Here is a 15,949-nt window from a genome sequence, read left to right on the forward strand (position 1 = left end):
GATTCTCTACCCTTACCTATTTCTCTGGTACCTATCCCTCCGATACCTAATACGGCCCCCTATTGCGATTCACAATGACGACTCGAAGATAACTCATGCTCAAAAACTTGCTGCAGCACACATTTATTCGACATAACATCTTGTTTAATTAACAAATCTTAACCCTATTTATTCCAGATAGGCGTAAAATGATGACATGGCTTTATACCTGTTATTAGCCAGTATTTAATTAGACGTATTGTAAAGATCTGGGGGATCACTATGTCATTATCGATGACCGAAGACACAAGTCAGAGCAAAACCTACCGTGTATGGGACAGACCCACACGTGTGTTTCATTGGATTAACCTGCTATTGGTGCTCAGCCTGATGTTTGTCGGCTTGATCATGTTGTTTAAGAGTGAAATTGGCATCACGGGATTAGCAGCCAAGATAGGCCTGAAAGAGCTACACACAGTTATCGGCTATTTGTTCGCAATAAACCTGATAATAAGGCTTGTGTGGGGCTTTTTTGGCAACCGGTTTGCCAAATTTACTGGCAACTTACCAAAGATCGGGGCTATAAAGCAGTATCAGACGGCCTTACGTGCAGGGGAAAACCCGCAATACCTAGGTCATAATCCCACGGGTAAACTCGCTGTTCTGGTCATCATGCTCATACTGACTGTGATCATGGCGACGGGATTGATCCGCGCAGGTACGGATATCTATTATCCGCCATTTGGGGCGGCAGTGACTCAATATATTGCTGCCGAAGGCGTCGATGCCACTAGCATTAAGCCTTACGATAAAACTGGCGTAGACAAGGCTAAGCTTGCCGTGATCAAGCCCTACAAGAGCCTGGCGGGCACAGTACACCTGTATAGCGCCTATTTTCTTATGCTATTGATTGTGCTGCATATCGCTGGCGTGATTATCGCCGAATTACGTCATCAGCCAGGGATAATCTCGGCCATGTTTTCGGGAAAGAAACGAATAGTGGGAACACCGCTGGATAAATAAGGCTAGATATAAATTTTTGCCCTAGTAGCTTACCTAGATCTCAGGGCCTACTAGATAAAAATGTTGTGGTAATATCAGCCAGCTCAGAGGGTTAACTTATGCCGCTGACTGATTTACCTATCTTATCCCTTATCCCTTATCCTTTATCTCATTGGCCTTGTCTAAATAATGAATATCGGTGGCATCTCTGAGCCTTCTTGCGGCTTGCTCAGGTGTCAGATCTCGCTGAGCCTCGGCCAGCATCTCATAACCCACCATAAACTTCTTCACCGTGGCCGAGCGTAGCAGTGGCGGATAAAATACGCCGTGTAACTGCCAATGATCGCTGTCGGTCAATTCACCTTCTCTGTCTCGCTCGAATGGTGCGAAATGCCATGTTTTTCTTGATATGCTGTTAAATTATGGTCTTTTTTTCTGACTTCATTCGGCAGCCGCTTCGTCCTGGCCTTGCCAAAGACGCTTAGCTCTATAGGGGGAGACGAGTATCCAATCACCCGTGATTGGGTTAAATCTAGGGTGTGGATGTTCAATAGGATCGAAGCTAGTCATAGTATGTTACATCTTGATATGAGCGTGAAAAATGGCGTTTATCAAGAATACTATATAGGGCTTAGCCCCATCAATGGTATAGTTCTCCCTTTCGATTTAATTTAAATGGTTTAAAAGCTTGGACACTGTGAGTCGTTTGCTGTTGCCTTGGTTTTTGTATGTACTGATAATCATGATTGGAAGGCAAGATTGACCCCACTAGAGAATTATTTTAGCCAGTCAGTAATATTTGACGGGATGCAGGTTTTACTGGAAATGACAGTGGTCGACGTTGACTACAGTGGACCTGTGCTGTCTGCGAAGTTTAGCTCGGCTAAAGACCTGGGCATGGTCACTGAGGGGCTTGATGCCGGTGATGCTAGGCAATCACAAGTCATTGCCAGATTAGACTGGTCTGCGGGCCCAGTCCTTGGCTCCGCGAATACGGTGTGCAGCCAGTGTAGCGAGGCACAGTCACCTTGCATTCATCTTGCCGCCATCGCCATCGATTATGTCGCCAGACAAGCCCCCATCATTCCCTATCCGAGTGAAACTAAACGTGCCGATACCGCACTCAGATTATTGAGAACCGAGCTGAGTCAACGTTACGATCCTTATCCTAATATGGCCAGACATAGAGTGGTGTACTTGTTATCCACAAGGGATGGAGCGCTGCACCTGAGCGTCCATAAAGGCTATGTCAGCAAATCAGGTAAATACTCAATCAAGACAGATCTAGGCTTTGAGGTATTGGACCGAGGCAGCTTGCCAAAATTTGTGACTCAAACCGACGTGTATTTACTGCGTAAGTTAAGAGAATTAGCCCAAGTGCTGGATGATGAGACGAGAGCTGCTCAGCAAGAGACGCTTTCCTTAGGCTTAGGAGAAACGTGTGACAGTGAATTCCTTTATCAATTAATGGCTACTCAGCGCTGTTTCTGGCGGCATTGTGAGCAGGTCCCTCTCAAAGTCGAGCCACATTACCTCGATGATTTTATCGAGCCAAGCGCCTTACATCGAGTGGCTTCAGGGCAGTACCTTGACCTTGCCAGCATGAGTCTGGTGTTGACCGACTTGCCCCCATCTCTGGGTAAACTCAGCGATAAGCAGCGCACTGAATACCTACAAAGAGTCGCAGATGATGACAGGGAATGGTCGCCTAAACTTACAGTGTATCGCAGGGGGATCGAGTTTCCCTGGGATGAGCAGAGTCATCTGGATTTACAGGTCGCTCGCTTTTCCCTCATCAGCGATAATTTGGAGTGTGGCTTAGTCGACATTTTTGCTCATGCCAGCGAGTCACCGCATCTGCTCAAGCTCGCTGCTGAACTGAGTATTCAGCTGTCCGATTTCCCGCTGCTGTCATCTGGATTTGAACCCATAGTCTGGCATCAGTTCCTCCTCGGCGATCGTCAGTTACCTGAGGTGCTGAGTCAACAGATGCTTGCCATAAGGCGTCTGATGTTGGCTGGCTGGTCAATCGATTTTCAATTAATCAATCGTTTTAGCTTGGCCCAAGTCCAGACTTGGTATGGAGAGGTGAGTCATCAAGCCGCGGATAAGCAATGGTTCGACCTTGAACTGGGTGTTGAAGTGGATGGTAAGAAGATCAATTTATTGCCCTATCTGGTCAAAGCGATAAGACAGGGCTTGCTGCAAAAATTAAGCGACACAGACACGGTATTCATGGAGCTCGACTCAGGTCAACGTCTGTCTCTGCCTGCCGACAGAGTGAAGCATATACTTTCAGTATTGGTCGAGTTGTATGAAAGAAAACCTCTGTCAGTCGATGATAAATTAACCATGTCCATGAGTCAGTTGACTCGCATTGCAGAATTGGCTGACCGAGATAAAATCAACAAGAAAGACTGGCATTGGCAGGGCAGTCACTGGTTACAGAATAAGGCTCAGCAACTTTACTCTTATTTAGAAGTGAGTTCAGCTGACCAAGGCCCAGCAGGTCGGGACGCTAAAGCTAAACAAATAGATTTTGCTGTTTCACCGCCTGTCGGGCTCAATGCACAGCTCAGAGAGTATCAGCAGCTGGGACTAAACTGGTTGCAGTTCTTAAAGCAGCACGAATTTTGTGGAATACTCGCCGATGACATGGGTTTGGGTAAAACAATCCAAACTCTGAGTAGTATCTTACTCGATAAAGAGGCCGGTAAGCTGTCTAGTCCCTGTTTAGTGGTCGCGCCAACGAGCCTATTAGCCAACTGGCTGCATGAAGCTGGGACATTCGCCCCAGAACTTAGGGTGCTGCTCTGGTCCGGGCCTAAGCGTCACAGTTTGCAAGATAAGATCGATAGCAGCGATCTCTTGATCACCAGCTATGGCACACTGCAACACGATGTTGATTTCTGGGCCAAGCAACACTTTCATCTGGTGATCTTAGATGAAGCTCAGACCATCAAAAATGTTCGTAGTCGCATTAGTCGAGTGGTTGCCAGCTTATCTTCGACCCATAGACTCTGCTTAACCGGTACGCCTTTAGAAAATCATCTGGGGGAGTTATGGTCACTGTTTAACTTCCTGATGCCGGGTTTCCTCGGTACCTATGCTCAGTTTCAGCGACATTATCAAGTGCCGATTGAAAAAGAGCAAGATGATGAGCGTCGCCGGGCGCTCGTGCAGAGGATTGCGCCGTTCATGTTACGTAGGCTTAAATCTGAAGTCGCCACAGAATTGCCTGATAAGACGGTGATCAATGAGTATATCAACCTGACCGAGACTCAGGGGGATCTGTATGAAACGATCCGCTTGACCATGTCTGAAGAGATGAGAAAAGCGGTGTCAGTCTCGGGAGTGAAACGTAACCGTTTAGCCATCAGTAATGCCTTGCTCAAACTCAGGCAGGTCTGTTGTCATCCTGACTTACTCAAACTCGATTACATCGAGCCATCAGACCTAGCCAATGCCGATCTTGCTGATCCAAATTCAGCCAATGGAGTGCAGCCTCTCGATACTCGCTCGGGAAAGTTAAACTGGCTCGCCGCTAAGCTGCCTGGCATGCTCGAAGAGGGCCGGCGAGTATTAATTTTCTCCTCTTTTACCAGCATGCTGAGTCTGATAGGTGAACTCCTGGAAAAGCTAGGCATTAGTTTCGTTGAATTGACGGGAAAGAGTCGAGATCGAGGGGCTCTGGTTGAGCGTTTTCAGCAACGAGAGGTGCCGATATTCTTGATTAGCCTGAAGGCGGGGGGCGCGGGCCTGAATCTAACCGCCGCCGATGTGGTTATCCATATCGATCCCTGGTGGAATCCAGCAGCCGAGCAGCAGGCCAGTGATCGGGCTCACCGGATAGGCCAGGATAAGTCGGTGTTTGTCTATAAACTCATCTGTAAGGATACCGTTGAGGAGAGGATACAGTTGCTGCAGGAATCTAAACATAACTTAGCACAGAGCATCTACCAGCAAGAGAGTCTGGCTGTTGCTGAGATGACAGGAGATGACTGGCTCGAGCTGCTTAAGCCTATCGATCTGGATGACTAATCTTATATCAATGGGTTTATCGATTAGCCATGTGCCCAGGTTTAAACGGCCATTGGTGATAGGAAGAGTTAATGCGGCCGAGGTGTGCTGCAGATGGATATGGGCTAAGCCTATTCTGATTTCTTTCCGCTCTGGAAGCGCAGCATAGACCTCGTCTGTGATCAGATGAAATCCGCGGGGCTTAGCAGGTAAATTAAATTCTTTTTGATACCACATGACTTACTCTTTACATTGGACAGTGTTCGGGACTGATATTCAGGTTAACTCATTGGTTGTATTAATGATGCTGGTATTAATAATACAGGTAGAGATTGGGGGAATTTGCTCTATGGAGTAGCAAGTTTAACGGGCCTGAATGACTCGATTTCTACTGGCATTTTTCTCCTTGTAGAGCGCCTTGTCTCTGGCATTCACCATTCATCTACACTTTCATCTTCGAGCTCTTTCACCCCTATGCTACATGTGATGAGTGTGATCTGCTTCTCTAGTGTGTGGGCCTTGTATTGCTATTCTCGTAGCAGTGAGAAAAGTAGCGGGGTCATGGCTAAGGAGAAGAAGCCTGCGTATCTAGTCACTGCTGGCGCTAAGGAATTACTCGGTGTATAACTAGTTTAATACACTGAGTTTTTGGGGCTCTAATATGCAACTATTAATGTCAAAGCGGTTAAGCCAGCTGGTTAAAATCGGCCTGGTACTGAGCATACTATTTCAGGTGAATTCACTCTCCGCGGCTCCAAACCTGGATCTCAGTGTCCAGGACGCAGATGGTCGCTCCTATGTATTATCTCAATTCTCTGGAGAGCTGATTTATATCGATTTTTGGGCATCTTGGTGTGGACCATGTCGAAAGTCTTTCCCCTGGATGAATGAGATGCATCATAAGTATGTTGATCAGGGGCTTAAGATCATTGCCATCAACTTAGACAATGACATATCACTCGCCCGTCAGTTTCTCGGGCAGATTTCTGCCGACTTCACTATCGCCTATGATCCCGATACTCAGGTGGCAGAACAATTCGATATCTTGGGGATGCCGAGCAGCTACCTGTTCAATCGACAAGGTAAATTAGTCGCTAAACACCTGGGTTTCTATGCGGAGCATAAGGCGGACTATGAAGCCGAGATTTTACACTATCTTAAGCAAGCAAAGCCGGAATAGAGCACAGATAAGCTGTGAGTAGCATGAGTATGTGTGGGGGAGTCGATCAAATTAGGGGCGAGAGATGATGATATTCGGGACTGAACTGATTAGAAGCCTAGCATTTTGGGTGTGTTTATCTTTGACGGCCTGTGCGGGGTTAGGCGTGGAACCTTGGCAGCGAGATCAATTTGCCCGTGACGACATGGCGCTGGACAGTGAAAAACTGGATCTGACCTTGGACGATCATATCTATTTCAGCAAAGAGGGCACCAGTGGCGGCCGAGCGCTCGCCGGGGGCGGTTGTGGCTGCAACTAAAACGGTCAATAAATCAAAAGCACACACTGGAACCGGGACGGAAATCGGTGCAAGGCTTGGTATCAGAGCGAGTGAGCCTTCGATTGCCGAGGCGTTGTCGATTGCCAGCTTTGCGCTGCTGAGCATGACGAGCTCGGTGGTCATTGCCGCTCAAAGAGACTCAGTAGCCGATAATCCCATCGGCAGAGAGACTCAATTCGCCGCTGTCATCACTACCGATGAAGCCGTCACCTCAGATACTGATGAGACAGATCCAGCTGAAATAGACGCCGCCTTACTCTATTATCTTGAGCAGGACAGGGTGACGGTAGCCGAGGGGATCTTCAATCTTAAGCTACCCGTAGGCGATAAGCGGGTTTACGAGGGCAAGTTGGTACTAGATACCTTGACCGGCTCCTCGGCCAATGGCGCCGTGCCCCAAGATGAACGCCAGACTTTTACCCGTCCGTCAGGCAATGGCGAATACAATATCGATTCAGCTAATACCCCGTTAGATGACACCTTCAAAGACACTCGAGTACAACTCAGTGGCAACTGGGCCGAGATATGGTCACCTGACTGGAGCAGTAATCATGGGCTCTATCTGTCGAGAGAATATGACTACACATCCATGGGCATTAATTCGGCACTGGAACGCTCGTTTAACAAGAGTAACACTCAACTTTCATTAGGGATGGCCTATTACTATGATCTGGTCGATCCTGTGGGAGGACGGCCTGTGGCCATGAGCAAGATGGTGTTTCGGGATGATTTTGACTCTCAATCCGAGTTCAGAACTGAATTTGATAAGACCCGCCAGATAGCGAGTAGCGATAAACAGACAGTGGATCTCAGCGTCGGTTTAACCCAGATCCTCAATCGGTATACGCTGGTGCAACTCAGCTATAACCTGTCTTCTTTGCAAGGATATATGACCGATCCCTACAAGGTGCTCAGCCTGGTTGATGCGTCGGGAACCAGTGAGGCATATCTTTATGAGAGTCGACCCGATGAGCGTCTCAAGCAGAGCTTTTATCTGTTCAGTAAACATGCATTATCCACCGGGGTGACAGATCTGGCTTATCGTTATAGTCATGATGACTGGGGCGTGTCCTCACATACCTTCGAGACCCGTTATAGGTACAACTTCACTGCAACTTTTTTTGGCCAACTGCACCTGAGGTATTATCGACAAGAAGCGGCCAGCTTTTATCGGGCTTTTCTGAATTCGGCTGAGGAACTCCCTGAGTTTGCATCGGCAGATTATCGTATCGGTAATATGAATGCCTATACCTTAGGCATAAAAATGGGTCACAGTTTAGTTGATGGCACTAAGGCCAGCTATCGCCTCGAGTATTATCAACAAGATCCCTATTCTAATGGAGAACAAGCCACTGGCCAGCTGGCTCAGCATGAGTTATATCCAAGCATTAAGGCGATTATTTTTCAGCTAGGATTGTCATTTTAATGGTCTCTATTGCGCTGCATGGCCATGGCCTTCATTGTTATGATACGGTCATTCATGTGATCTGTCCTGTAATAGTAAGCACTGATGAGTGACGGGATGCCCCATCAAGAGGAAAACTGTCTATGAGCGAAGAGCTGTCATTGGCTGTCACTTCCTGGGGGCATCTGGCGAGCTTTAATGCCATGGCCAGTCGGTGTGAGGTGCTTATACGCACAGCCGATAGAGAGCAGGCCTATATCATGGCCTACCAGGTTTTGCAGGAAACACGGCGCATAGAGCAAAAGTACAGTCGCTTCAATAATAGCAGTTTGCTTAGCAGGCTCAATGCCACTGCTGGCGACTGGCAGAATATCGACGTAGAAACCTCGGCGCTCTTGGGTTTCTCCAAGCAGTGCTTCGACTTAAGTGATGGCATGTTCGATATTACGGCGGGACCCATATTAACACTCTGGACCTTCGGCCCAGATGCAAATGTGCCCACTTCTGCATCTATCGGCAAGGCACTTAAATATGTCGGTTTTGACAAGCTAACCATAGAGGCGTCGCGGCTACATCTCCCCCGTGGTATGAGCCTGGATTTCGGTGGCATCGCCAAGGAGTATGCCTGTGACAGAGCGGCGAGCCTGTTGACACTTGATTATCCTCACATACCCGCCCTGGTTAATCTAGGCGGTGATATAGCCTGTGCTTCGATTGTTGATAAGCCCTGGCAGGTGGGAATAGAAGACCCTAGCGAATTGGACCATGCCACTCGAACCATCAGCTTAACGGGTGGCGGGCTGGCTACCAGCGGTCACACCCGGCGTTATCTACTCGATGGGGGGAAGCGATATGGGCACATACTCAACCTTAACACAGGTTATCCGGTGGAGCGGGCCCCTCTGTCTGTGACCGTTATCGCCGCCAATTGTTTGCTGGCAGGTATGTTATCCACCATAGCCATGTTAAAAGGCGCCAATGCGCAGGACTTTATGGCCTCTCAGGATGTCGATTTTCATCTCTGCCGCTAACATATTCATGTCGGTTGCTTGTAATAGTATTAGCAAGAAAATCGACAAACTCATAGGTGCCGATACTGTTTGAGCAGACAGAACCAGAATAAAACTATCAGGCAAATCTTAAATTTGTCACTCTGTTTCTGTCGCCATTCTTGCAGGGGCAGCGCATGAGTGCTTGATTTTTACTCGCACCGCTCAAACCCGCCTCTAATACGCGCTCTAGGTTAGATGGGTTCATCAAACAGCGCTTTTGCTTACCCACTATACTCACCTTAGTTGGCTCTGCTCTCAACATATTTAACGCGATATGACGTAAACAAGACAAATTTTCTGCCCCATGGTCTTTGTATAGTTGGCAAGCATCTTCATTCATGCTGACATCAAGCACCCAATGCATTGACACTATGCCCCAGTGTTCGCGCACGGCATCTGCAGCCTGGTCGGCTGTAAGCGTCTTTGAGCTTATATAATATCGATACTCTAGTGATATGGGTTTTCCTTTAACTGCCCTAGAACTCTCTACCATGATAATTTTGTTGAGCCCTTTCCAGCGAGAAAAATCACCTTGTAAATCAGTTGCATCGAGTACAAAACATTGCCGAGTTTCTACTCGACCATGACTTTTCTCAAGTGGAGAGCTTGAAAACTCAATCGGCTCTGCTCTATGCGAGCGAAATACTTGCTTTATCGCTTTAGACAGGCCACCTTGGTTCTCTTTAACTGCAAGCAGATAATCTGCGCCTTTGTTTACGATGGCTTTAGCTATCTTTGTTTGGCAAGCCATTGCATCAATTGTGACTAACGCACCACACAGTTCTAGCATGTTGATTAACTCAGGAATTGCTGTGATCTCATTACTTTTTTTGTCTGTTTTTAGCTGACCTAAAACCATTTTATTTTCGTTCGCATTTCCCGTATGAAAAATTATTATTTTATTAGCAATCCAAGTGAATATCCCTATCTGTTGGGTTCTTCCCTGAGTGTCGATTAGGTATAGCAATTCCATGAAATATCCGATGATTATATTTTTCCCTATATTAACTAGAGAATGCTAGAGCCAGCTTTAATTTTGGTTGGTGACCAGTTGTTTGCTTCTTTGCTGTGCTTGTTGGCATTTGTTGTTGGGATCGAACCCCTTATCATCACGGTAATGGCTGCATAAGTCGCTTAACATCTTCCTCCAGGGGGCATCACCCTGGTATGTTGCTAAGCTGTACCATCTGTTTTGATCAGTATCGACTAAGATGAGGTCTTCATAGTCAGGTAACATAGCTAACTGCCAGTGCTGGAAATATACTGAACGCTGCTTTTGAGCAATCATCTCCCTATAGATGGAGGGAACCAATACTGCCCGTCCATTTGCTCTGATCTCATATTTAGAGAGGGTTTCAGACAGTACCTTAGCCTCATCAATAAAGCTGGCATTGATCGATTTAACCGGGATTGAAGATTCGACAAACACGCTTTGCGACACCACTTGGCTCATGTCTTTGGGTAAGACATGGCCATCGAATGCTTTATCTGTCGGCTTTAGTGACAACCCCAACTCCTTGAACAAGCTAGGAGTGATATCGGTTAAAGAGTATATTCCCTGAATTTTTTTTGCGGTTTCTACCTGTGGATTAAATCGACGATAAGCCATCAAGACATTGGCTTGTTCCTGACTCAGTACATTAGTGCCATGGCCCCAGGCATTGACTTTGAGTCTAGCTTCACCCTTTGGTTGGCTTCCCTGTAAGGTGTCTTCCTCGAGCATGAACCCTTCACCGTGATCTGAGATCAGGTATACCAGGGCGTTATCCAAGAAGCCCCTGTCTTGCAATGTATCCATAAATTGTTGAAATTGAACGTCGACTTTAGACAGCATAGCTTGATGCATAAAGTGATTATAGTTTCCCTTCCAGGTGGCACTGTTCACATCGATAAAGTTTTTAGAGGTGAAGGGCCAGTGTAACTGACAAAAGTGAACGGCTAAGAAGTTGGGCCGGCTGGTGGAGAGGGAATTTGTGACCTTACGGTTAAATAACATAGGATCGTAGGCTTTTCCATAGGCGCGGTTCATATATAGGTAGGGAAACAGTGATTCGGAAACAGCAAGTTTGAGTAATATGTTAGTCAAAGGAATGTCACCAATATTGGCTATGATGGCATCGGCGGCGCCGATTTTAGGGCCTATAACCTGATCGAATCCATATTCGGTGTCTATTTGGTTGAATCGTCTTTCGTCTATCCCATAGGTAGTTTTATAGCCTCTGGCTTTAAGCTCTCTTATCAAGGGCAGTGGCTTATCGATCAGCTCTGGCGGGGCCAGATTAAACCTTGCGCCATGCGTAACCGGATACTGGCCGGTGAGTATGCTCATCCAGGCAACATAGGTTCTTCCTAGGGGCGTATAGGTCTTGTCATAGAGGTAAGATTGTTGGATAAATTGGTTTATACTCGGGGTAAAATTATTGTCGGGATTTCGAAAGCTAAGATGATCCGGTCGCAGGGCATCTATGCCGATAATGAATACATTGGGGCTGCTATTGTCAGTGGGTGCATAATGCTCGCTACTGCTTCTGCTAGAGATGCCAGCCATGATCAGGCAGATAGCGAGAACAGAGAACGTCAGGCGTTTTCCTACCAGGGTGATGACTCCCCATAGGAATAAACTGCACAGGGCTGTTAACAACAGAGTCAACCCCAATGGCGTAGCTAAGGGGGTATCTCTTAAAAAACCAAGCAGTGATGTGGGATACCAATAAGCATTGGCGCCTAATACTAAGGTGATATGGCTCAACATGATGACTAACCATATCTGGGTCCTGATCCCTGCATCTTTAAATATAGTGAACCAAGGTTTACAGGAAAGAGTAATAATAACAGCCCAGAGCACATGTAAGGCTATGACCAGGAAGACAAATTGCAATAAATCCAAAATAAGCCATAAACTGAGTAGATTATCATCACTCAGGAGGGTCATGGTTTGTGCTAGTGAGAATGATGAGTAGTACTGTAATACTTGTTTAAAATTAAATAGGGCGACTAAAAACAACAACATCATGGCGTTGGTGCGCCAAAATGTTCTAATCATAGATATATTTTCGGTCATCTGCTCGAGTTTTTGAGCCATATTCTCCCCTATCAATTAGCTCTAATTCCTTAAACAGAGACTCGATTATTGCGTATCTAAGGCCTCATCTCCCTTCATCGGTGAAACTTGTGTTTGCTTCGACGGAGTGAGGGTATATTTATCATTGTCTTCGATGACACGGCTTAAATCTGTGGCGGCTGGCCAGTCTCCGAGTATCAGATAACGCTCCGCCAGACTCGAGCCCGAAGGGCTATCTGTTTTTATCGACATTCTCGATTGATAGACCTGCCAGGCTGGCACAATATTGACGGCCAGCAACAGCATAATGATGCCAGTCAGCATTATGTTAATGGTCATCGTGGATAAACTATTCACCGCTTTAATAATCCCTTGTTCGCATTCATTTCGACCTTAGTCAAAAAGACCAATATATTTTGTTTAACATTATAGTTGGCTTTTTTCTTGCCAGCCTATTCTTTCCAGCCTTTTCTTGCCAGCCTGATAGGGGGGGCGAGTTGACGGGATAATGAGCCCGTATAATTTGTTTAAGCTTGGGTTTTGTACTAAAAGTTAAGGTAACAGCCTAATCCTTGTCATACTGGTTCATTGGGCGGGTGGGTTTGTGTCTGGTGCGCATTGGGTAACATCATTGTCCTATCACCATTATTTTTCGTGCATTTATCATCATTTTTTGCGGGGGCAGATGTATGAGAACATGGCTTTTTTTCCTTGTCTCTATTGTTTTTTCTTTAGGATCGGTTGCCGATATTGCAGCGAGTTACAGCCAGGCTGATATGCACAAGTTAGCTTGGCTCTATGGAGGTGCCGAGGGTGATTTAATCTGGTTTGACGATAGCGGACTCACCCTAAGCGGCATGGCCTTAATCGGTCTCTTAGATGATCTTGGCATCGACTCCGGCGCAGTCAGTGAACCAGGATCTGATGACGTTCAGTTGATAGATAGGTTATATTCGAAGGCCTTGTTGGACCTTTTAGAGCGGATTAAATTTGTAAAAGACAGAGGCATAGGTGATGAGGGCATAAAATTGCTCGAAGCCATTAATAATGCCGAGTTATCGGCTTATATCGCGAGTATTTTACCCTCCTATAACGAGGTATTAAGAATTCGTCGCATGATCCGGGTATATAAAACCCAATTGGATATGGATTGGCCGTCAGTCACTCGGGTTAACTTCAAATTGGGTCAGAGTTCTCAGCAAGTGCAACGCCTGCGCTGGATGCTAACCGTCTTAGGGGATCTCGAAAACAGCGAGCTGACTCGTTATAGGGAAGCAATCTATGATCCTATGGTGATTCAAGGCATTAAGTCTTTTCAACGTCGGCACGGTTTGACGGCTAACGGTGAATTAGATGCACCTACGGTGCAGGCATTAAATATCTCACCAAAACGAAGAGTCATTCAGATGCAACAAAATTTGTGGCGTTGGATCATGCTACCATCGAGTCCTCCCCCCAAATATATCAAGATCAATATCCCCAACTATTCTTTGGAACTGTTTGTATTAGGCGAACTGGACTTGTCCATGAAGGTGATAGTCGGTAAACCTAGCTCGCCCACTCCAGTGCTCTTGACTCGAGTCACGAGAATGACGATAAACCCTTACTGGACTCCACCCACCAGTATTATCCGCTCGGAGTTACTTCCCCTCAATAGTCGAGAGCCTGGTTACTTAAACCATAAAGGCTTTGAATTACATCCAGTGGCCAAGAAAGATAACCCTGTAGTCAAGCTCATTAATATTGCTCCGAGGCAATTAGCCGAACTGCTCAAAGAATATCGCCTGGTTCAGGCTCCTGGGAAAGATAATGCATTAGGTAAACTGAGGTTTACCATACCAAACACTGAATCAATTTACCTACATGATACCCCACAAAAAAAATTATTTGCGGGTAACGATCTGGCTCTGAGTCATGGTTGTATTCGACTGGAAAAAGCTGTCGCACTGTTCGAGTATATCCTGTCGACTCAGGATAATGCTGAGGAGATACGCAGGGCTCTGGGGCAGCCCAATACCCGGTATGTTTCCCTGTCTAATGCCATACCCATATTTATTACCTACCAGACAGCATGGGTCGATAGTCGCGGCAAGTTACAATTGCGACCCGATATTTATCACTTAGATAGGGAGATATGAAGGCATGGCTGAGCATATTCCTGACACGGCAGACTTTATGAAGCTTATCCGGCGAGAGAAAAACGCCCGGATGAAACTAAAATTATTGGCTCTACTTCATTTTCACGAAGGGAAATCCAGGTATCAGATAGCAGATTACCTGAAGGTGAGCCGCACTAGCGTCAACAAATGGGTGACGAGTTATTTGACACATGGCTTGGATGGTCTGAAAGATAAGAAGCACAGTGGCAGACCGGCATCCCTAACAGCGATTCAGATGCAACAACTGTCACGCTACATCAAGTTGAAAACGACCTCAAAAACTAACGGATTGCTCCATGGCAGTGAAATTCAAGCCTATATTACGCAACGTTTTGGCGTGACTTATGAAATCTCTAATATTTATCGTATCTTAGACAAATTAGGCTACGCTTGAGTGACACCTTTTCCCCATCATATTTTATTAGCACTGAATATTACCACTCGTGTTGATTAATAAAGTGACCTAATTTATCTGTCTGCGCTAATAGTTTCACTCAGTGTCATTTAGCCGAAGCTTCACTAAAAATGCTTATACTCCATGAAAATGGTCGTTTATCGAACAGTGTGAGGTGGCGATTTACAAATTTTAATTTTGAACTAGGTAGCAGAATCAAACATAATTGTAGAGGCGATTCAAGAAAAAAATGTGGGCATGTCACTGGATCAGTTATTTATTCAGCGTGGAGTAACTCAGGGTCCTTTGCTACCTTTAAGTAGCTCTAGTGTTTATGTGTTGTGGGCACTAATAGTGAGTATACAAGCTGCTAGTTTAGAAGACCTTGTGTCCCTTAAATGGCGTGCTTATATATGGATACAGCTTATCAGCACGCACATTGATACACATTACTATGTGCCGATACTTGAATGACTAGGAGAAACAAATCATGAACTTTAAACAGATATTTGCAGATTTTATTGAAGATGAGAGTGGACTAACCGCGGTTGAATACGCCATAGCGGGTGGGTTAGTGGTCGGTGGCATGATTGCGGCATTTAATACGTTAGGAACTAATGCAACAGCGAAAATTAATTGTCTTGCGTCTGCGGTGAATGGTGTTTCTGATAATTGTTAGCTGCAGGTTAATAATAATTGTTGGAGTTAATATTATGCCCATATGGATGTGGGCAAGATTATGTTTTGTTTATTGTGATAGGCCATATGATTATGACTGACTCTCAGCTTTCATTGCAGCTCTTGCTTGCCGGAGCATTTTTTATCGCTGCGATTGTGATGGATCTCTATAAAGAGAAGATCCCCAATAAACTCTGCCTACTGGCGATCTTTTGTGGCTTTGCCATCAATGCTTATTATGCCCAGTTACAGGGGGCTTTAATGGCCTTGTTCGGCTTTGCATTGGCATTTATCATCCTGTTCCCTACTTTTATATTGCGCATATTAGGGGCTGGAGACATAAAACTGATGATGGGTATTGGCGCCTTGATGGGGCCGCAACTGCTGGTTTGGAGTCTGGCTTACGGCATCGTTGCTGGAGCGGGAACCAGTTTGCTGCTGATTATATGGAAGACAGGTTTTACCGGCATGGCTATGACTTTAAAACGATATTGGGATTGTTTCTATCTGCGCTGTTATTTTAAACCCGAAGCCGGAGAAGCGGCGGGGTTACGTGTGCCTTATGCACCAGCACTCGCACTTGGCTGGTTATGGGCCTGCTCTTTAGACAGTGAAATATCTCAATTGTACTTCAACTGGCACCTCTATTTAGGTTTAGGTACCAGCTAGTATGTTACTTACATATGTCTTCATTAGGCCC

Annotated in this window: 14 protein-coding genes and 2 pseudogenes; 11 read left to right on the forward strand and 5 right to left on the reverse strand. The window is 46.0% G+C overall.

The genetic code is table 11. The features are described 5' to 3' along the window. Nucleotides 1–261: 261 nt before the first annotated feature. Complete coding sequence (locus KT99_RS15205; RefSeq protein ID WP_005501694.1) at nucleotides 262–1,002, forward strand: cytochrome b/b6 domain-containing protein; 741 nt, start codon at nucleotides 262–264, stop codon at nucleotides 1,000–1,002. Nucleotides 1,003–1,131: 129 nt separating this feature from the next. Here KT99_RS15205 and KT99_RS15210 read toward each other — a convergent pair. Together KT99_RS15210 and KT99_RS21015 are read right to left on the reverse strand one after the other, a co-directional pair. Continuing rightward, a pseudogene (locus KT99_RS15210) lies at nucleotides 1,132–1,377 on the reverse strand (galactose-1-phosphate uridylyltransferase); the annotation flags it as partial. Between the two features lie 45 nt (nucleotides 1,378–1,422). Continuing rightward, complete coding sequence (locus KT99_RS21015) at nucleotides 1,423–1,551, reverse strand: hypothetical protein (RefSeq protein WP_083804861.1); 129 nt, start codon at nucleotides 1,549–1,551, stop codon at nucleotides 1,423–1,425. Between the two features lie 255 nt (nucleotides 1,552–1,806). On the opposite strand from KT99_RS21015, the gene KT99_RS15215 reads away from it, so the two are divergent. From KT99_RS15215 to KT99_RS15235, 6 genes are all read left to right on the forward strand, one after another. Continuing rightward, the gene (locus KT99_RS15215; RefSeq protein ID WP_232504310.1) at nucleotides 1,807–5,022 is read left to right on the forward strand and encodes a DEAD/DEAH box helicase; all 3,216 of its coding nucleotides are present in this window, start codon (nucleotides 1,807–1,809) and stop codon (nucleotides 5,020–5,022) included. Nucleotides 5,023–5,343: 321 nt separating this feature from the next. Beyond that, nucleotides 5,344–5,628 (forward strand): hypothetical protein, encoded by a 285-nt coding sequence (locus KT99_RS22085; protein WP_157752211.1) that lies wholly within the window; start codon nucleotides 5,344–5,346, stop codon nucleotides 5,626–5,628. A gap of 34 nt (nucleotides 5,629–5,662) precedes the next feature. Further along, the gene (locus tag KT99_RS15220; RefSeq protein WP_005501699.1) at nucleotides 5,663–6,181 is read left to right on the forward strand and encodes a TlpA disulfide reductase family protein; all 519 of its coding nucleotides are present in this window, start codon (nucleotides 5,663–5,665) and stop codon (nucleotides 6,179–6,181) included. A gap of 64 nt (nucleotides 6,182–6,245) precedes the next feature. Next, nucleotides 6,246–6,479, forward strand: a complete 234-nt coding sequence (locus KT99_RS15225) for a DUF4266 domain-containing protein (protein WP_005501701.1) — start codon at nucleotides 6,246–6,248, stop codon at nucleotides 6,477–6,479. Then, entirely contained in the window at nucleotides 6,466–7,926 is a 1,461-nt protein-coding gene (locus KT99_RS15230; protein ID WP_005501710.1) for a DUF3570 domain-containing protein, read from the forward strand. The genes KT99_RS15225 and KT99_RS15230 overlap by 14 nt, the downstream gene beginning before the upstream one ends. 122 nt (nucleotides 7,927–8,048) lie before the next feature. Further along, entirely contained in the window at nucleotides 8,049–8,936 is an 888-nt protein-coding gene (locus KT99_RS15235; protein ID WP_005501713.1) for an FAD:protein FMN transferase, read from the forward strand. Nucleotides 8,937–9,105: 169 nt separating this feature from the next. Here KT99_RS15235 and KT99_RS15240 read toward each other — a convergent pair. The 3 genes and pseudogenes from KT99_RS15240 to KT99_RS15250 all read right to left on the reverse strand — a co-directional run. Continuing rightward, a pseudogene (locus KT99_RS15240) lies at nucleotides 9,106–9,831 on the reverse strand (ISAs1 family transposase); the annotation flags it as partial. A gap of 156 nt (nucleotides 9,832–9,987) precedes the next feature. Further along, complete coding sequence (locus KT99_RS15245) at nucleotides 9,988–12,039, reverse strand: sulfatase-like hydrolase/transferase (protein WP_005501720.1); 2,052 nt, start codon at nucleotides 12,037–12,039, stop codon at nucleotides 9,988–9,990. Between the two features lie 45 nt (nucleotides 12,040–12,084). Further along, entirely contained in the window at nucleotides 12,085–12,357 is a 273-nt protein-coding gene (locus tag KT99_RS15250) for a hypothetical protein (RefSeq protein WP_005501721.1), read from the reverse strand. Between the two features lie 350 nt (nucleotides 12,358–12,707). Between KT99_RS15250 and KT99_RS15255 the strand changes: the two genes are divergently transcribed. The 4 genes from KT99_RS15255 to KT99_RS15270 all read left to right on the forward strand — a co-directional run bounded on the left by KT99_RS15255 (nucleotide 12,708) and on the right by KT99_RS15270 (nucleotide 15,918). Then, entirely contained in the window at nucleotides 12,708–14,156 is a 1,449-nt protein-coding gene (locus tag KT99_RS15255; protein WP_040572073.1) for a L,D-transpeptidase family protein, read from the forward strand. 37 nt (nucleotides 14,157–14,193) lie between these two features. Continuing rightward, nucleotides 14,194–14,571, forward strand: coding sequence for a helix-turn-helix domain-containing protein (locus KT99_RS15260; RefSeq protein WP_420038554.1), 378 nt, complete (start codon nucleotides 14,194–14,196; stop codon nucleotides 14,569–14,571). 490 nt (nucleotides 14,572–15,061) lie between these two features. Continuing rightward, nucleotides 15,062–15,250, forward strand: a complete 189-nt coding sequence (locus KT99_RS15265) for a Flp family type IVb pilin (protein ID WP_005501724.1) — start codon at nucleotides 15,062–15,064, stop codon at nucleotides 15,248–15,250. Between the two features lie 92 nt (nucleotides 15,251–15,342). Next, nucleotides 15,343–15,918, forward strand: a complete 576-nt coding sequence (locus tag KT99_RS15270) for an A24 family peptidase (RefSeq protein ID WP_005501725.1) — start codon at nucleotides 15,343–15,345, stop codon at nucleotides 15,916–15,918. Nucleotides 15,919–15,949: the final 31 nt, after the last annotated feature.

Source organism: Shewanella benthica KT99 (assembly GCF_000172075.1).
GTDB lineage: Bacteria > Pseudomonadota > Gammaproteobacteria > Enterobacterales > Shewanellaceae > Shewanella > Shewanella benthica_A.